We start from the raw sequence: 19,040 nt of genomic DNA on the forward strand, positions 1-19,040 counted from the left end.
GCAAACGGCGACAGTATCTCTTTCAAGGTACGCATCGTATTGGTATTCGTCTGCGAATTGGTTCGCGAAGGAGGCGTTGTGCTGAAATCAACAGTTTGCCGCTACGAACATTTTTCAACCGATTGGTACATCAACTGGTCGACAAGGCTTGGCTTTCCTCTCGGAGTCAGTCCAGACAATCCGCAGGGTTACCGGAAGAATTGGGAATACTGCGCGATCCTCGAGGCGCTCAAAGACAGAGGAATGTTGCGCCTTGGGGCCAAGGGATTGGGTTTCGCAGTGGGGCGGGAGCCGCTGCCATCTTTGCTTGCAAGCTATGGCGTGGAAGTACTCGCGACCGATCTCATGGCCGACCAAGTAGACCAGGGGTGGGTGACCACTGGTCAACATGCCAGCAACCTTGACGCCCTGTATTATCCGAACATAATTGAGCGCGATCAGTTTGAGCGTTTCGTCGCGTTTGATGCCGCTGACATGAACAACATCGGGGACATGCAGGGAGATTATGACTTCCTATGGAGCAGTTGTGCGTTCGAGCACCTCGGATCGCTTGAACATGGATTTGCGTTCGTTGAAAACGCGATGCACTTGCTTAAGTCTGGCGGTATCGCTGTGCACACGACCGAATACAACGTCGCCTCGAACGACGAGACGCTCGAGAGCGGTCCAAACTGTATCTACCGTAAGAGAGATTTCGAGGAGCTTAACTTCCGCATGCGCCGGATGAATTGCGGGATCGAACTGATGGACTTCGATGCTGGAATTCATCCCTTTGATTTAAATTATGATGTATCTCCATACTTTCAGAAGGGTCGAGTGCATATCAAACTTGAGCTCGACGGGCACATCTGTACATCGTTTTTATTGATAGTGCGCAAAGGGTGACGATCGCGTGAGCAGGTTATGAAGTGTCTTATCAGGTGACTTCGTGCAGGTTCTCAGCGAAGTGGCCCGTAAGTCGGCATCATCATACGCGATATCGACGCTGCGAACTTTTTAACCCGCGACAAACGAGTCTAGAAACTAGCGTATCTCGCTTCCAAAATCGATGACCAAGCTCCGGAAATGACGCTGATGGAATAAAGTTTTTCGATCTCATTCTTCCCAGCGAGAGATAACATTTCTCGCCATCTCAGATCGCCTAGAACTTTTTGCATTTGCGATGCTGCTGCGAGAATATCCGGCTCCGCCCATATCTGGCCGGTTCCAAATGGATATTCTCCATCCATTACCCGGCGAAGAGTGCAAGGCACCAGTCCAGCAGTGTCGTGCTGCGTGAAATCCATATTGCCAGAGTGGCTGGTGGCGATGACAGGTTTGCCGAGCAACATAGTTTCGGCAATGTTCCGCCCAAATCCCTCGCTTCGGTGCAGCGATACGAAGCAATCCATCGATCGCCATAAGTCGAGTAAGCTGCCCCGCGGCAGAGATTGCGTGATGAGATGAACCCGTTCGTCATTCCCGACAGCGGAGATAACTGCATTCCATGCTGGGTCGTCGGAAACACGCATACCTTTGATCACGAGGCTGACCGACGTGTCAGAGGGGAAGGCTGCGTGAAACGCCTGTATCGTTACGAGCGGGGCCTTGCGTGCAAAGCTTGAGAGCCCATCGAAGGCGAATCCGAAGAGGAATTTGTCACTGGGAAGGTCGAAATCAGCTCTGTTCTTCCCGTCACTTTCGTCGGCACTCACGGCGAAGGGTACGTGGTGAACCGGGCGCGGCGATGAGCGGCAGAAGGCGTCGTATGTGAAGCGGCTAGATGCCCAGATTTCGTCTATGAAGTCGTACGCGTGACGCCAGAAATCGGGCATTTCCGGCAGCTCCCAGGGCCAAAAGCCGATGTTGAAGTAATCGGCAATCACATTCGGGCCTATTTGGAAGACCGCGGTGATCGTGCTGGGGGCGGGCATACAGAAAAGGTTTATGGCGTAAGGCAAGCTACCATCGGATGCGTCGGCGTGCTCCTCGGCCGGCATTGATGGCCCCGATGAAACGTCGTGAATTTCGAACGGAACACCAGCGTGGGTCAAGACTTTTGCCGCCATGCGGACGTCTTCGCTTATCCCGCTCCTGCCGGAAGCGTGACCGAGCAAATTTACGCCAAACGGTTTAAGCTTGGGCGACCGCCGATTGGGTTTCGGCGCCAATCTGATCATGGGATGCGCCAGTATGGGGAATTCCCGTGCGCCATCTGCGGTGCACCATTCACGGAATGCGGGATCGTCGAGCCCGTTGAAACGGTCACGTATCTTGGAATCGCTCGACCAGATGCACCGCATCAGTCTAGGCAATCCGAACGCCTTAGGATCCGTTCCCTTAAGTGCGCGTGCTTGCTCTGCAGATAGGAATTCTGAAAGATTAGCTTTGGTTAGCCCCACCGCGAAGAACCAGTCTAGAAATCGCCGCTGCCCGATGGGATCGGAAAGCGCTGATTTCCTATCCACAGGGGATTGATCGATGAGGCCCTGCATCAGCCACGTAATGGGCAGATAGGACAGGCGCTTTGCTCGGGCGAAACGCCGATTAACCGCCTCAACGCAAGGTTTGTCATGGGCAGTTAGATTCAATCCCATCTCGACAAATCCGTGCCGCAAATACCACCAGATCAACCCTTCTCGACCTACGCGATGTCTTAAGTTGAACGCGGCTCTAAGGTCGGGGCGCTCGCGCCAAATATACAAGGCACGCATCGGCACAGGAGTGCCCGTGGGCATCCTGCGGCGCTTTGGAAAAAGGCTTCTGAGCATTTCGGGAATGCGCAAAGGAGGAAGGTTCATCGATTGCTTGTTCTGTAAGCAAAGAAACGATCTCGTAGCATTTTTCGGACTCTCCCAAATCCGCCCGTGCCGCGGCCCATATCCGTCAAAATACCCATAAAATCGTGACGCACGGTGCCGTAATTGTCGAGTTCCCGATAAATGTCCCAGAACCCTTCGACGCCCAGCACGGAGGGCATGTTGAAGACCCCGTGATAACCGAAGCTTTCTCGGAGGTTTCCTCTCCGTTCCACCGCGAACATGTCCGCCAGAGCAGGCGAAGCGAAACGCATTCCCTTGCCCTCAAGCCATTTGCGATTGATACGGCCAACCGCAATGTCTTCAGGGTGTGATGCTTCGAATTCCGGAGCTCGGCAGGTTTCCATCAAACGGCGGCTGCGCAGCGAAAATCCGCCATTTCCTACGTCATGACCGTCCTGGAAATGAGGCCATACTGCGCCGATGTAATCGTATTCGAGGAACTCCGGGCGCCAACGGCCCGCGTCGACGACATGGCCGTCCCACTGCGCGATAAGGCAATGGCTGGTTTCGATCCGTTCGACCAGGTCGGAGAGCACGAAATCAGAATAGGCCGCCACGGACGTGAGTTTATGGATCCGTACGACCCGAATCTCCGGATGCGCAGGCTGAATTTCCGCATCCGTGAACAGCAGGCAGTCGGCAAAAGCGATCTGGCCCAGGCAACACTCCAGCGCCCGAAGAGTGGCCTTGAGGTTGATCGACGTCGCCGCGCACAGCGTCACCTGCGGCAGAGCGATGCGATGGGGTGGCATAACTTTATGATAACCAACCATTCTCAAAACTCTACAGCCTCGGCACGAAGTGTTCGCTGAACGGACTAAGTTGGGGATGATGGAACGGATCCACGATGCAATCTGTGCGCCAAATCGATTTCAACTGGGCGAGCTCTCCCGCGAGGCGCGCCGCGCCGACCGGATCGCGATCGAGGCCGCGCGAAACCGATTCGTGATGGATCAACCGTGCGCGCGGCTCGTAAAGGGACTGCCATCCGCGGCGGTTCAAACGCATGCACAAGTCGACATCGTTGAACGCCACCGCAAAGTTGCGTTCATCGAAACCGCCCACGGCCATGAACCGTTCCCGGGAAACGACAAGGCAGGCCGCCGTCACCGCGGAGACGAATTGCGGCAGGGCATGACGGCGAAAATAGCCTTCATCGTCGGGGCGCAGGAGCCGATGGGCGTGCGCGGCGCCTCCCCCCACGCCCAGCACGACCCCGGAATGCTGGATCTGGCCGTCGGGATAGAGCAGTTGGGCGCCGACCGCCCCGACGTTCTCACGCAGCGCCTGCTCTGCCATCGTTGTCAGCCAGCGCGGCTCAAGCACCTCCACGTCGTTGTTCATAAGGCAGAGCAGTTGGCCGGTCGCCTGGGCGGCAGCATGGTTGTTGATGGCCGAAAAATTGAAAGCGCCGGGGAATTTCAAAACTTTGCGGGTATCGCTTTCGATCCCTTCAAGGAACTCTAAGGTATCCCGATCGTCGCTACCGTTATCGACGATGAGGATTTCCATGTCCGGATAGTCGGTTTCCTCCAGACCGTTCAGACATGTCCGCAACAGATCGAGCCCATTCCGGGTAGGGATGATGATGCTGACTTTGGGCAGCTGGCCATGCGCCGGCACCTCGGAGACGGCGGGCAGGCGCGGCAGCGGCCTCGAACGTCGGTGGTGGAGGACATAGGGCTCATGGGCGGGCGCCACGGAACCAAGCGCCTGTGCGACCAGCACCCGGGCCCAATCGGCATCGGCAACGCTTTCCAGACATTCCCGCGGGCACTGCACCACACAGGCGCCTGTCAGGAAGTCAAAATGACGGAACAGTTCGCCGTTCCAATCGGGTTTGAAGTGGGGTGAGCGGCGCCGCCCCGCCTCGTCGATCAGATCGTCGTCGGCATAGACGATCTTGCCTTGGGTATCGGCAATTGCGCACCGATAGATTTCGGCCGCTTGCGGGGCGAGGATATCCCCTGCGACCATCGGCATAAGCCAGGGCCCCGAATTCCAGTCGATTTGGTTTGCGACGTCCTTGATGGCTAGCCCGTCGCGGCCGCCGATCAGAAGATAGGACAGCCCTTCGGAGGCGAGGCTTTCCCGCGTTTCCGCCAGCCCGCCTTCCCCGCAATGGACATCGACCAGAGCGATTATCGGCGTCGATCCGAGGGCGGTATGGGTAGAATGCCGATAGGTTTCCTGCCGCTCGATCCACAGGCGGTAGGCCCTTGGCGATTTTCCGAGGAGAGGCGCCATCTGACTGCGGGCCCGCAGCTTTTTGCCGAGCAAACGCCAGCGCAGAGCGGTCAGGTAAGGGCGAGGGGCCCTGTGCACCGCCTCAAAATGCATCAACAGCAGCGTCCAGAAGTTTGAAAATTTTCTCAAGCTTGTCTGGCCTAATCGATTGCATATCCAACGATAAAGCGTTGGAGAGTAAGCACAAGACCAAAGCGCACGGACGGAAGGTTTACCGGGATGGTGCGCGATCTCGATGTTTCAGGCTTTCCCAAGGATTCCACGCAGATAGTGCCATAGTCTGACTTCCCCAGCGTGCGGATGACCTGTTCCATTTGCCCGGCATCGATGAAACCCTGTCGGAAGGCGATCTCCTCCGGACTGGCGATACTGAACCCCTGACGCTTCTCGAGAATGCGGACATATTCGGCGGCATCGAGCAGGCTATCCGGCGTGCCGGTGTCTAGCCACGCATAGCCGTGCCCCATCATCTCGACCGCCAGTCCGCCGCGATCGAGATAGGCACGGTTGACGTCGGCGATCTCCAATTCGCAGCGAGGGGAAGGCTTGAGCCCGGGGGCGATATCCACCACTTGCGCGTCGTAGAAATAGAGGCCGGTCACCGCCTAGTTGGAACCGGGCTTTTCCGGCTTCTCGTCGATCGAAACCGCGCGTCCGTACTCGTCGAAGGTCATCACGCCGTAACGTTCGGGATCCTTGACGAGATAGGCGAAAACACTGGCACCGCGTCGCGCACCGGCGTGTGCGAGCAGCTTGGGCAACCCGTGGCCGTAAAAAATGTTATCGCCCAGGATTAGGGCTGAGGGCTGGCCGGCGATGAAGTCCGCGCCGATGACGTAGGCCTGCACCAGACCCTCAGGACGGGGTTGTTCGGCATATTCGAACGCCATGCCCCACTGCGATCCGTCACCCAGCAGGGCCTGAAAGGCAGGCAGATCGCGCAGTGCGAGATGATCAGCACCTCGCGAATGCCTGCCAGCATCAGGGTGCTGAGCGGGCAATAGATCATCGGCTTGTCGTAGACCGAAATCAGTTGCTTGGAAGTCGCCAGCGTCATCGGATAGAGCCGGGAACCGCTGTCGCCTGCAAGAATAATGCCCTTCACGGGTCCTGTTCCTTATGATGCTGTTCGGCCAGCAGGCGGGAAACGACGGTTTCCAGCGCCCTGGGCCAGTCCGGTAGGATCACGCCATGGATCCACGCAATTCTGCCGCAATCGAGCCGTGAGTTAGCCGGGCGGAACCCAGAGCTGCTTGCCGTTATCCGGAGTCAGCACCTCGCCCACGCATCGTCCGAACGTGGGCGAGCCGTGTCGGATATCGACGGCGACGTCGAAGAGGGCGCCGGCGGTACAGCGCAACAACTTGCCCTGCCCATGCGGTTCGGTCTGGAAATGCAGGCCACGCACAGTGCCGACCCGCGCGCTGAGCGATTCATTGTCCTGCACAAAAACCTGCTCTCCGCAGGCGTCGGCGAAGATATCCGCGCGGAAGATGTCGGCGAAATAGCCGCGCGCGTCCCCGATGCGGCGGGGGGTGAACAGTTTCACACCGGTGATCGAATAGACACCTATCTCCATGGCCTGACTTTAGAACGGGTTAGTGGCGAATTCCAAGCACGTGGATCCCTGCGAACTCGTCGGTTGTCTCAAAGATCGGCAGGCGCTGACGTCCTTCCGTGTCGAACAAAGGTCGGTGAGGTCGTTGCAAATACCTGTGCCCGCGTTAGCACTGAAAACTGCGTGATCAGTGTGGCTGAAGCCCTTGACTAGCGGCAACCCATACGCCGGAACCTGTTCTTTGGTTCGGTGATGGACGCCTATGGCCTGATTGGCCATGCCAACGCTCTCAGTGTCGCGTGCGCCGTGCCGCACCGTAGGTGCCTGCGCTTCAGCAATCGGAAGGGGCAAAGTAAAAATATTGTAATCGGTTAACGCGCACTGGACATCCTCCCATCTGACGGTCAGGCGGAAATCTGACTGCTACGAAGCCGTCACATTAGGGGGAATTGTTTCAATGATCGACCAAAGGTCGGTGCAGATGCGCCGCTGGTCTTTTGCGCTCGGTACGAGCATCGCCGCGGTAGTCGCGGCTTCAGGATCGCCGGCGTGGGCACAGTGCAGTCCAGATCCCGCTGCGGCCTATGGGACCACGACGTGCGACGGCACCGATCCGGACGGACTCGTCGTTTCCACAACCTACACCCAAGTCAATGTCGCACCGGGCGCGGTCGTGCAATCGGGGTCTGCTCAGGGTGCAATCACCTTCAGCGGACTGAACGACTATTTGACCGTCAACGGCTCGATCGATGGAGGAAGTGCTGCGGGCATTGCCGTCCTTGCTGGGCCGGTCAACTCGGCTCCTATCGGATATCCGGCAGCCTCCGCTAACCTGACCGTCGCTGCGGGCGGCGCTGTTTCCGGAGCGCAAGCTCTGTTGATGACGCGCAGCCCCAGTAATTCGACAGGGTACATCGGCGTGTCTCTCAGCAATGGCGGCGCCATGACGGGGACTTCTGGGCCCGCCATCGTGAACAATGCCGGCACCGACAGCAGCCTATCGGTCTCGAATCTGGCCACGGGAAGCATCTCTGGCATATCGGGCGTCAATTACATCACCAATCTGGGGTTAATTGACGGCGGCGCCGGTACCGCGGTCGTTTCTGCTCCCGACGGCACTTATTCGGCATCCAGTATCTCGAACTATGGCCGGCTCATCTCCAGCGGGACGGCCCCCACTGTCAGTGCGTTAGGCTCGCTTACGGTCAATAATGCCTCCGGAGCAGAGTTGGGTGGCAGCTCAACGGCAATTTCCGCTGCGGGCGCTCTGAATCTGACAAATGCCGGTACCATCAACGGTTCGGTGATTTCGACTGCCGCGGCCGGCAAGAACAGCATCGTCGATACCCGGCAGGGAACCATCAATGGTGACCTGCTGCTGGGAGGAGGGAACGACACCGTAACCGTTGCCTACGAGAACGGCCGTATGACCTCCGTCTCGGGGGCAATCGATGGCGGAACTGGGATGGACACGATCGTGCTCGGGATCGGCCAAGACGCAACGATTGGCAGCATCACGTTGCCGACCAATTTTGAGGCCTTGGGTTTTGACCTCGCCAGCAACGCCACGGTCACGCTTGATTCCACCTTCATCGCGGGCAACGGTATAACGCTCAGTGGATATGGTACCCTTCTAAGCCAAGCCGCCCTCGCCTCTCAGGGCCCTATATTGGCTGCGAATACCTTCAGCGGAACGCTCTCGTTCGTCAATGATGGGACCCTTACAGCGACGCTGGCCGATTCGAGCAAGGCGGCGGTGGCGGGGGTTACGACCATTACCAACAACGGCACCATCGCCGCTGTTGGTGGGGCGGGTGTGAGCGGGGCATATAGTCTCACGAACAACGGCTCAATTACGGCGAGCGGCACAGCGGTGTCGCTGGAATACGGCACCTTCGCCAACAGCGGACTGATTCAGTCGACTGGGGGGGCGGGCGCAATTCTCCAGTCGGCTTACAGTTACGCAGGAACTATTAACGAGGGCACCATCATCGGTGCGACGACAGGTCTTGTCCTGTTGAACGCATCCCTCACAAATACCGGCACCATCATTGGCGGCCAAAGCGGCGTAACGCTCAACTATTCAGGCACGTTGATTAATGCCTCCGGCGGCATCGTCACGGGGGGAACGAACGGTGTTGTCAACACGGGCTTGTATGCCCGCGTGGCGAATGCAGGCACGATCAACGGCGGGGTCAATTTTGCCTGGACGTCAGGCTTCGATTCGTCCGACGATGTGTTCGTGGATGCCGGCGGCACAGTTAACGGCACACTTGTCCTTGGCGGCGGCGACGATCAACTCGTTGTCGGTCTGAATGCCGATCCGGCTCGACCGTTCGCAGGTGCAACTGGCGGAGTGGATGCGGGCGCTGGCTATGATACGCTGCGGTATACCGTTGGTTCGGATGCGCAAGCGAATCTGGCGCTGCCGAACGGGTTCGAGGCGCTTGCCTACGAACTCGACAATCATTCCTCGCTGACATTGACTGCGCAAAATCCCATTGAGTCCGCGATTGGGCTTACTGGCAACGGAACGGTGACGTTGGAAGGTGCGATTTCCAGCACGAACCACACTGTGATCGACACTTCTATCCTGACCATTGGGCAACTTATTTACGGCGTGGCCGGCGTCACTCAGGATTTGACGATCGTCAACAACGGCTCGCTCTCGCTGACCAAAAACGATCCTTACGGCTACTCCCTAGTGTCCGTGGTCAACGCCGGCACTGCCAGTGTTACAAACAATGGAGCAATCTCCGCGACCAATGCTGCGGGTACCTATTATCCGGCGTATGGAATCTTCGGCGGCAGCACTGTCAACAATGCCGGCTCGATCACGCTGACGGGGGGCGGAGTCGGCATCGGCAGCGCGTCGAATGTGGTCAATGCGGGGACGATTACCGATACCGATTCGAGCCACGCGAAGGGCGTCATCTCATTCAACACGCTCGTTAACAGAGGCAAGATCAGCGTTGACGGCAACGCCGTTGAGGCAGGCTCTTACACCGCGCAAATCTCCAACAGCGGAACGATCGAGAGTCGTAACGCCACAGGCGTGACCCTTGCTGGCTCCAGTTCGGTCTTGGTGAATGAAACGGGTGGCACCATCAAGGGCGCCACGGCAGTGAACATTGACTCAGGCGGGCTGATCATCAACCGCGGGAGCATTGTCGGAGATGTGTCCAGCTATGCCTATTCTACCGGGTCGACCACGTATGTTTCCGATGGCGGCACGCTCGATGGCAATCTGACTTTCGGCGCGGGCTATGACACATTCATCATGACGGGCGCGGCCACCGGCGTCACCGGCACGATCGATGGCGGTGGTGGCAATGACATGTTCGGCTATGGTCTGACGAATAGCACGACCGTTTCGCTGGACATCGGAAAGCAGCTGATCGGTTTTGAAAATGCGATGGTCCAGATCGTGGGGGCGGATGCCGTTGCAACCGTTGCCGCGACCGATCTATTCTCCGGCACGTTATATGTCAGTGGTACGGGCAAAGTCCTGAATATAGCCACAATTCAAGGTGATGTGTTCACTCAGTCCCGTTACTTGGGCGGTGTCATACCGTTGACCGACCTTTCGATACTGTCCAGCTTCGAGAATCAGGGCACAATCGAAGGTGCATTTTCCGGCAAGGTGGGAACTTTCGCCAACAGCGGAATCATCACTGGCAGCGACGGCGCGGCAGTTACGCTTTACGGACAGGATGGTCTGACGTTTGACAACAGCGGCAGCATTGGCGCCGGTGTTGTTCTGGACGGGGAGGGCGCGATCGCGCTTACCAACAGCGGTTCCATCGAAAACAGCTTCTCAGGACCCTATTCCGGATCCGCGGTCGGATTGTCTATATATGGCAGCCAAGACAACACCTCCGTCACAAATACTTCGACGGGGACGATCAGTGGAGAAGGGGCCAGCGGTTACGGGGTGTTCGCATACAACACTGAACTGACGCTCGACAACGCAGGCATGATCCGCGGCGGTTCAGGCTCAAGCTATCTGGATGGCGCGGCTGTGTACTTGGGTGGCATGTACGCGGCCACCATCCGGAACAGCGGCACGATCGATGGCGCTGTTCAACTCGATCAGGGCGATGACTCTTTCGAGAATAGCGGAACGGTCACGGGCCCTGTGACTATGGGCGGAGGCAACGATGTCTTCATCCAGCATGCCGATGCCGTGCTTGGCGGTTTGGTGGACGGTGGGGCAGGCACGAACCACTTTGTGGTCGCTGCCAGCAGCGATGGCTCGCTTGATGCAAGCCAGATCACCAATTTCCAGACACTGACGCAAAGCGGAACCGGTAGCGTCTCCTATTCGGGTACCTTCAATGTCGATACGATCGACCTGCAAGGCGGAACGCTGGTAGTCGCTGCGGGCCAGACGCTGGCAAGTCTGGGCACGACGACGGTGACCGGCGGCGATACCGGCGCAAACGTTCGCAACATGGGCACGATAGCCGGGCATGTTCAGCTTGGAGCCCGCAACGACAGCTACACCGAAGGCGCTGGCAGCGTGGTTGGCAGTGTCGACGGCGGAGCAGGTACGGACCTTTATCGCGTCGTCCTGTCTGGCGATCGGACCGGCATCGGTGCGCGGACCGGCTTTGAACAGCTCGCCGTTGATGGCATGGGTATGCTGACCTATGTTCTTGATCAGGACTATCAGACCGTGGCGCTGTCCGGCGCCGATCTAACGGTCAACCTCGGAAGCTTCAATATCGGCCGCATCGACGGCAGCGCTGAGGCCGAGCGGGTTACGATCGACGGTGATCTTAGCGCTGTTTCGCTCGGCGGGGGGGACGACAGCCTCTCCCTGGCCATCGGCACCTTGTCCGGCAGCTACGACGGCGGCACGGGGAGCGATACTCTGCTTGTGACCGCCCCAGGACCGGTCACGCTTACGGGAACTCTGAGCGGTTTCGAAAAATTGACGTTCGCAGGCAACACTCTGAACATCAAGGGAACATTGGGCGCTCATGGCGACCAAATTGCTTTGGATGGTGAAGCGCAGACGCTGACCGTCATGGACAAGGGAACAATTGCCGGCGCGGTCTATCTTGGTGCGGGCGATGATACATTCCAACTCAATTCGGGCGGTAGCGTCACCGGTTCCGTTGATGGCGGAGCGGGGACCGACACCGCATTGATTGATTTGGCCGGAGCGGTCACGGTAACCGGCAGCCTTACCGGATTCGAGCGTCTTGAGACCACTGGAAGTGGACCGCTGGTTCTCGCAGGTAGGAACTATGCGTTCGACACCATGAGCACGGCGGGCAATCTCACGGTCGGCACCGGCGCCTCGCTGACCACGGGCCTTCTTACCTTTGGCCCGGCAGACAGCCGCTTGACGATTGCAGGGAATTTTTCTGGCTCGGTTGCTGGCGGTAACGGGTCCGACACGATTGAAGTGACAGGCGGTGAAACGAACTTCGGCTCGATCTCCGACGTTGAGGCCCTGCGCGTGAGCGGCGGCCTCGCAAGGATTTCGGGGGGAGCCACGTTTGCGAGCTTGTCTCTCACCGGAGGTCGACTGATCGGACTCGCCGGATCGACGATCACTGCCCCGACCATCGATGTCGCAAGCGGTGCGACATTCGGTTCGGCGGGCACGGTCAATGGCGATATCGTTGTGAGGGGTACGCTCAGCCCCGGCGCTTCGCCGGGCACAATGACAGTGAATGGCAATGTCTCGCTTGCCGGCAGCTCTATCTCGGTATTCGAGATAACGCCGACGGTCTCGGACAAGCTGATCGTGAACGGCAATCTGGCCATCGCTCAGGGTGCCACCCTCCAGATTGTCGCAAGTCAGGCCGTGAAGCCCGGGCAGTCACTTGAATTGATTGTTGCCGACAGCATCACTGGAAGCTTCACGAACGTTGTCAAACCCGCTTCGCTATTCGGTTTCATCGTACAGGACGGGGATACTATTTCTCTGCTGGGGCAGTTCCTGAATGACCCGTCGTTTACGCCCCAGGTACAGCGAACGATTGACTATGTGAATGGCGTGCTGACGAATGCGGCGGCCTCTCCAGCGTTCCTGTCCGCGGTGCCGGGCTTGGTGACCTCCTCTGGCGCGACGAATGGGGATGCTTTTGCGCGGCTGGCACCCGAGGCATATGCCTCGGCCGGGCAGATGATTGTTGAACAGGGACTGGAGCTGGCAGACGTCGGTCGCAGCCAGGCCTTCGCACCCCGCCGAGATCTGCCGGGCCCATTCACTTTCGCAAGCACACTCGGCAGTACCCGCACGCTTGCAGCAAGTGCTCAAGGCACGACGAGTACGCGGATCAATGACTACGGATTCCTGGGTGGAATTGGGTGGGGAAGCGACGTTTGGTCGATTGGCGGCTTCGTTGGCTATCTCAACGGTCGACAGACCTTGGGGTCGCTGAGTGCAAAGACCGAAGTTGATTCGGTTGTGGCCGGTATCCACGGACGTTGGACCGGCGGCGACTTGGGCATCAAAGCGACTGTCGCTTATGACGGCGGTAATGCCCGTACTCATCGCAGTTTGCCGGGAGGATCAGCCGAAGGTCGTTACGATCTCCAAGGTTGGACCGGAGACATTAGCGTGGACTATGCCATGTCATTGGACGGTGGTTGGTTGGTTCGACCGAGTCTTGGCATGACTGCAATCAATATCTCTCGCCAGCACGTGGCGGAGAGTGGAGGCAGCCCCTACGCACTCGACGTGAACCACCAGAGCGACCACGCCATCTTTGTTGACGGCGCTATGACCTTTGAGGGCGGTGCAAGTGATTCCTCGATTTTCCGGCCCTATCTTTCAATCGGCGCACGCTATCAAATCGATGGCCGCGCACCCTTTGCAGAAGCGGCCTTGGGCGGCGGGAGCTTCAGCCTGACTGCTGCCGGCGCGCCGCGCGCTCCGCTGCTTGCGACTGCCGCGATTGGGGCCGACGTCGTACTAACGTCGCGCTTGTCACTGTTTGGCGCTTTGAGTGGTGAGGCAGGCCAACACGACCGCCGAGCCGGTGCTCGAGTAGGCGTCAGCATGGCGTTCTGATCGCGCAATTCCGTTGGGAGCCAAATCAACGGCCCCGCTCCTTCCGCCGAAGTCGGAGGGAGCGGGATCGGTGAAAGGTGCTTTCGCGAAAAAGCACTACCCATGTTTGGTTTTCGGTTTTCTCTGAATTGCCCATTTGATGCCCGGACGTTTCCGTCTCTTCCAGTCGGAAGGCGAAAGGTCGCTGGGTGATGCGGATCACCTGAGACTTTATGCGCTTGAGAATCGAACCGCATTTGATTTTCTTTGACTGGGGTACAAAAAATGGACCAAATTTGGCGAATCTGAGGGCACTCACGGTGATTGTAAGTGTTTGAATAAACTGTTGTATTCCCCTCACCCTCTCCAGCCCCCTTCCCTGAGCCTTTAGAATTCGAACCCATGGTCGCTTGTGCCAATGAAGCGGCAGGATCAGGTCATGCGGGCAGACCCTGTCCGGGCGCGAATGGGCTGCCTTGGGCGACCAACAATGTCGACTATCAGGCGCATTGCGGCGCCTTGCATTCGCCCGATCGGCGAGGGTACCGATCTGACCGACGAGTTGATCGTCGGGTTCACGGGCGTTTTCGCCAAGTGATCATGGTCTACACCAGCAGAGGCCGGGCTTTCACATTCGGCGTTGGCACGGGTCTCTGAAAGGGCTTTCGCCCGGGCGGGTTATTGCGACAGCGGCGTGGCGGTGACGACCATTCGGCCGAGGAATACCGGCTTGTCATAGCCCAGCACGGCCGGTTGCGCGGCGACATGCTGGGCCGCGCGAACGGTCTGATGCGCGCCCGGCGCGATGCCGTAGGCAAGGGAGGACGAGGCGGCAACTGCGGCGACGGCTGGCAAGAGGCGGATCATCTGGGCATCCCTTAGGTGTTTGACCTTGCCCTTGTGATCGTCGGGTGTCGCAGCGCTTTGTCCCGCCGGCATCAAATTGTCCGAAAGTGTCCCTGGTGTGCGACCGTGGCGAGAGTGCCTCGCACTTTCAGCGCGGGGCAGTCCGTTCAATTACAATGTTCACGAGGGTGATAGCCTCGGGAGTTCCGATATGCTCCGCAAGGCTGCGTCGATGGTGTGACCGCATGCAGGTACGCTTTACGATAGCGAATAATCATGTAAGCGTTCGAATCCGAAAACCGGTGGAGGATAGAGTGGATCAGCAGGACAGCGCACTGCAACCGCTGCGTATCGGCGACCGGGTTCCGCGCTTCGTCGCGCGCAGCACGCATGGGCCCTTCGATCTGGAGGACTATCGCGGGCACTGGTTGATCCTCTTCTCGCACCCGGCGGACTTCACGCCGGTCTGCACCAGCGAAGTCCTCGCGCTCGCCCGCGCCGCGCCGCAATTTGCCGCGCGCGATTGCCGGCTGGTGGGGCTCTCGATCGACAGTCTCTATTCGCACCTCGCGTGGATCCGGCTGATCCGCGACACCACCGGCACCGCCATCGGCTTTCCCATCATCGAGGATCCGACGATGGAGATCGCGCGCGGCTTCGGCATGGTCGGCGCGGACGCGCATGACAGCGCGACAGTGCGGATGACCTATTTCATCGATCCCGATGGCGTGCTTCAGGCTCTCACCAGCTATCCGCTGACTGTGGGCCGCTCGATTCCCGAGATCCTGCGCGTGCTGGCAGCGCTCCAGCGCGTGCGCGGCGGCAGCGGTCTGGCCCCGGCCGACTGGCAGGAAGGACAGGACCTGCTCCGCGCGCCCGAGGATACGACCGAGGCGGTGCTCGCCAGCGCTGATCCGGCCGCGTGGTTCTACACGCCGCTTGGCAAGGAGGGCTGACATGGTCCCCGCGACCGAAAGCGAGCTTGACGCGACTGCCGAGCTGCTGCGCGCGCTGGCCCATCCGCTGCGGCTCCAGATCCTCAACGCGGTCCGCGCGGCCGAGCTTTCGGTGGGCGAGATCGAGGATGTGACCGAGATCGGCCAGCCCGGGCTCTCGCAGCAACTCGCGGTGCTGCGCAAGGCGGAGCTTGTGGCGACACGGCGGACCGGCAAGCAGGTGTTTTACCGCGTCGATGGCGGCCATATGGCCGCGCTCGCGGCGTTTCTGGCGGGGATGGCGCGCGATGGCGTCTCGACGCGGGTACAGTCGCCCGCACCGACTGCGGCCTTGGTCGAGCCGGTGAGCACGACCAAAGGCGGCGCTGCCGGATTCGCGCGCGTCCTGCGCTGAGCGGTCAGGTCAGCGCGCCGATCTCCACGCGTTCCTTGCAAAGCGCCAGCGGCGCGGGGCGGTGGGAGACAAGGACCAGTCCGGTGCCGGTCCGGTCCAGCCATGCGCCAAGGCTTTGCACCAGCGCCGCTTCGGTGCGGGCGTCGAGCCCTTCGCTGGGCTCGTCGAGCAGCAGCCAGGGCCGTCCCGCCAGCAGGGCCCGCGCCAGCGACAGACGCTTGCGTTCGCCGCCCGAGAATGTTCCGCCGCCTTCGCCGAGCGGCGTATCGAGCCCTGCCTCGCTGCGGGAAATGCGGTCCTTGAGCTGCGCCACGTTGAGCGCGTCCCACATCTCCGCTTCGGTCAGGCCTGTGCGGGCGAGGCGCAGGTTGTCGGCCACGGTGCCGATCAGCAGCGGGGCGTCTTGCGGTGAAAGCGCGAACTGTGCGCTAAGCTGGCGGGCGGTGGATGCCGATGCGTCGACGCCGTCGATCGCAAGCGGAACCGCCGGTCCCTGCATGCCCGCGAGCGCCAGCAGTACTCGCGTCTTGCCCGAGCCCGAGGGGCCGGTGAGCGCCACGCGGGAACCCGGTGCGAAAGACAGCGCGCCCAATGTGATCGTGGCCGCCTGCTGAGCGGTCAGCGGTTCGGGTAATGTGGGATCGAGCGCGTCGAGCGCGGCGATCCGGCGCAGTCCGGCATCGAGCGAGGCGCGCCGCAGCAGGCTGCGCGCGAAACCGCCCATCGCCTCCACCGCTGAAGCTGTGGCCAGCATGACGAGCGCGACGATGGGCGCGGACGCATTGGCCAGCAGCAGCACGCCGGCCATGGCAAAGGCGCCGTAGAGCGTCAGCAGACCGCCCTGCAGCGCCTCGGCACGGAACAGGTGGGCGCGGGCGTGGTCGAGCCGGGCGACGCGCGGTTCGAGTTCGGCCATGGCCTCGTCCGCCAGCCCATAAGCGGCGATTTCCGCGCGCGAGGCGGCGAGTTCGATGTAGTGGCGGCGCAAGTCGCCCAGCGCCTCTGCGGCGGCTTCGGCCGGGGCTTGCGTCAGCACGCGCGAGACCGTGCCGAACAGCAGGGGAAGCGCGGCGAGCATGAGCGCGAGGAAAGCCAGCGCCGGAGTTCCGGCGAACGCCGCAGCGCCAAGGCTCACGGCCGCCGAAACCAGCGCCGCGTGGCGGGCGGGTTCGCGGATCACCAGATCCTCCAGCGCGGCCACGTCGTCGATCAGGCGGTTGCTGGCCTCACCCGGCGAGGTGTCGACCTTGGTGCTGCGCGAATCCTGCGCGGCCAGCTTGTCGAACAGCGATCCGCGCAAGGCGGCCATGCTTTCCAGCGCGACTTTGTGCGAGAGCAGCCGCTCGCCGTAGCGGGCAAGGGTACGGACGATGGCGAGCAGGCGGATCAGCGCGCTGGGGATCAGGTAGTTGAAAGCGCCGACCGCCACGGTTCCGGCGGCTCCGGCCAGCGCGGCGGCGGTCAGGAAGCAGCCGGAGATGCCGAGCAGTCCGATGGCGGCGATCGTTGCGAAACCGGCGCAGAGGCTGGCGGCAAGCAGGCGTCCGCGTGCAAGCCCGGCGACGGCGAGGAGATTTTGACGCGGAGCGATCACAGCGCGATCTCCAGCCTTGCGGCGCTCGCCAGCGCGGCATCGTGGGTGACGACGAGGATGCAGCGCGATCCGGCAAGCTCTTTTAGCAGCGCGATGACGGCCGCGGCGGAGGCGGCGTCGAGGTCGGCGGTGGGCTCGTCGCACAGCAGCAGCGGGCGGCCCGACAGGATCGCGCGTGCGAGCCCGATGCGGCGTCGCTCGCCGCCGGAAAGGCCGGACCCGGCGTGGTCGACGGCCATGTCGAGCCCGCTGCGCTGTGCCAGTAGCGGGCCGAGGCCGACTTGCTCGGCGACGGCAAGGATATCCTCCGGGCTAGCATGAGGGGCAGCCAGTGCGAGGTTGCGGGCCAGCGTGCCGGTGACCAGCAGGGGGCGCTGGGCGGACCATGCCACGGCTTCGCTCGGCAGGGGGGCGCCGGCGATGCCGGTCACCTGACCCGCCGCAGGTTGGAGTTGCCCGGCGATCACGGCCAGCGTGCTGGTTTTGCCGCTGCCGGTCGGGCCGGTGAGGGCGACGAGGTCGTGTGGGGCCAGCGTGAAGTCCAGTGGCCCCACGGCAATGCCCGGAAAGGCGAGTGTCAGTCCTTGAACGCTCAGGCTGTCGAAGTGTCGTTCCGGCCCTGTGGAAGGCGCTTCGGGCGGCGCGGCGTAAGGTGCGAGCGCGGCTGCGGCGGCCTCGCCAAGCTGCTTTTCATGATAGGCGGCGGCAAGGCGGCGCATTGGCAGATAGAACTCGGGCGCCATGGCGAGCACGAAGAACGCCGGTACCAGCGTCAGCCGCTCGGGCGGCGCGAACGGCAGCAGGCCGAGCAGCGAAAAGCCGCAATAGACCGCCACCAGCGCGATCGAGAGTGCCGCGAAGAATTCGAGTACTGCGTTGGAGAGAAAGGCCGCGCGCAGCACTGTCACCGTGCGATGGGCGACCTGATCTGTGGCCTCGCGCACCTGACGCGAGATGCGGGCCTCGGCGCCGAAATGGCGGATCAGCGGCAAGTGCGTCACACGGTCCACGAAAAGGCCGGACAACGCGGAAAGTGCGGCAAGCTGACGGTCGGACGCACGCCGCGCGGCGGTGCCGGCCAGGATCGAGCCGAGCACGAAGGGCAGCAGCGTCGCCAGCATGATCGCAGCCGAGACCAGACTGGCCGGCGCGACCAGAATGGCGACCACCAGCGGGCCCAGAACCGCGTTCAGGCGGACCGGCGAAAAGCGGACATCGCGATTCTCGATTGCCGTGTTATGGTCAATGGCAAGTGTGGTGCTTTCCCCGGTGCTTAGTGGACCCGGAAGCGGTCTACCGAGGAGAGCGGGCCACAACCGGCGGCGGCGTTCACGGCTTTCAGCCTGCGCGGTGCCGACGGCATTCCGGTCCACGGCGAAAGCCGCGCCGGCACGCAGGGTCGCCCCGCCGAGGATAAGTGCGGCGGGCAGCAGCAGGGGACCGGATCCCGCAAGGGAACCGGCAGCAGGCCCGGACGCGTGCGCGGCAATCTGCCCCACACCACTGGCCAGACCCCACGAGAGCATGGCTGCGCCGGCGATGTCGACCATCCATGGCGCCGTTGTTTTGATATAGATCAAATTAAAGAAACCATGTAACTATTGTTTGACAGCCCACTTGGGCGAGCCTAAC

The 19,040-nt window shown here is 60.9% G+C and carries 10 protein-coding genes and 2 pseudogenes; 4 read left to right on the forward strand and 8 right to left on the reverse strand.

Translation table 11 applies throughout. The annotated features are described in order from the left end of the window. Positions 1-78 precede the first annotated feature (78 nt). On the forward strand, positions 79-885 hold the full coding sequence (locus tag AC1VVM_RS04685) for an SAM-dependent methyltransferase (RefSeq protein ID WP_482955969.1): 807 nt from the start codon (positions 79-81) through the stop codon (positions 883-885). Between the two features lie 131 nt (positions 886-1,016). Here the strand turns inward: AC1VVM_RS04685 and AC1VVM_RS04690 are convergent, their stop codons facing one another. From AC1VVM_RS04690 to AC1VVM_RS04710, 5 genes and pseudogenes are all read right to left on the reverse strand, one after another. Next, entirely contained in the window at positions 1,017-2,780 is a 1,764-nt protein-coding gene (locus AC1VVM_RS04690) for a glycosyltransferase family 4 protein (protein ID WP_482955970.1), read from the reverse strand. Then, the gene (locus AC1VVM_RS04695; RefSeq protein WP_482955971.1) at positions 2,777-3,574 is read right to left on the reverse strand and encodes a DUF5672 family protein; all 798 of its coding nucleotides are present in this window, start codon (positions 3,572-3,574) and stop codon (positions 2,777-2,779) included. The genes AC1VVM_RS04690 and AC1VVM_RS04695 overlap by 4 nt, the downstream gene beginning before the upstream one ends. A 10-nt stretch (positions 3,575-3,584) precedes the next feature. Continuing rightward, the gene (locus AC1VVM_RS04700) at positions 3,585-5,177 is read right to left on the reverse strand and encodes a glycosyltransferase family 2 protein (protein ID WP_482955972.1); all 1,593 of its coding nucleotides are present in this window, start codon (positions 5,175-5,177) and stop codon (positions 3,585-3,587) included. Positions 5,178-5,288: 111 nt separating this feature from the next. Then, positions 5,289-6,153: pseudogene (rfbA, locus tag AC1VVM_RS04705) on the reverse strand (glucose-1-phosphate thymidylyltransferase RfbA). Between the two features lie 126 nt (positions 6,154-6,279). Next, positions 6,280-6,627 (reverse strand): annotated as a pseudogene (locus AC1VVM_RS04710) (dTDP-4-dehydrorhamnose 3,5-epimerase family protein); the annotation flags it as partial. A gap of 436 nt (positions 6,628-7,063) precedes the next feature. Here AC1VVM_RS04710 and AC1VVM_RS04715 point away from each other — a divergent pair. Further along, positions 7,064-13,639 carry a hypothetical protein gene (locus AC1VVM_RS04715; protein WP_482955973.1) on the forward strand — a complete coding sequence of 2,192 codons (6,576 nt, stop codon included), beginning with the start codon at positions 7,064-7,066 and terminating at the stop codon, positions 13,637-13,639. A gap of 657 nt (positions 13,640-14,296) precedes the next feature. Here AC1VVM_RS04715 and AC1VVM_RS04720 read toward each other — a convergent pair. After that, on the reverse strand, positions 14,297-14,557 hold the full coding sequence (locus AC1VVM_RS04720) for a hypothetical protein (protein ID WP_482955974.1): 261 nt from the start codon (positions 14,555-14,557) through the stop codon (positions 14,297-14,299). A 221-nt stretch (positions 14,558-14,778) separates the two neighbouring features. On the opposite strand from AC1VVM_RS04720, the gene AC1VVM_RS04725 reads away from it, so the two are divergent. After that, a complete protein-coding gene (locus AC1VVM_RS04725; RefSeq protein ID WP_482955975.1) occupies positions 14,779-15,420 on the forward strand; it encodes a peroxiredoxin in 642 nt (213 codons plus the stop codon). Position 15,421: 1 nt separating this feature from the next. Then, positions 15,422-15,814: an ArsR/SmtB family transcription factor gene (locus AC1VVM_RS04730; RefSeq protein ID WP_482955976.1), complete on the forward strand. Its 393-nt coding sequence runs from the start codon at positions 15,422-15,424 to the stop codon at positions 15,812-15,814. Between the two features lie 4 nt (positions 15,815-15,818). Here AC1VVM_RS04730 and AC1VVM_RS04735 read toward each other — a convergent pair whose 3' ends face one another. Continuing rightward, positions 15,819-17,408, reverse strand: a complete 1,590-nt coding sequence (locus tag AC1VVM_RS04735; RefSeq protein WP_482955977.1) for an ATP-binding cassette domain-containing protein — start codon at positions 17,406-17,408, stop codon at positions 15,819-15,821. Further along, on the reverse strand, positions 17,405-18,958 hold the full coding sequence (locus AC1VVM_RS04740) for an ATP-binding cassette domain-containing protein (protein WP_482955978.1): 1,554 nt from the start codon (positions 18,956-18,958) through the stop codon (positions 17,405-17,407). Before AC1VVM_RS04740 ends, AC1VVM_RS04735 begins: the two co-directional genes overlap by 4 nt. Between the last annotated feature and the right edge of the window lie 82 nt (positions 18,959-19,040).

Source organism: Novosphingobium sp. BL-S-33 (assembly GCF_056857025.1).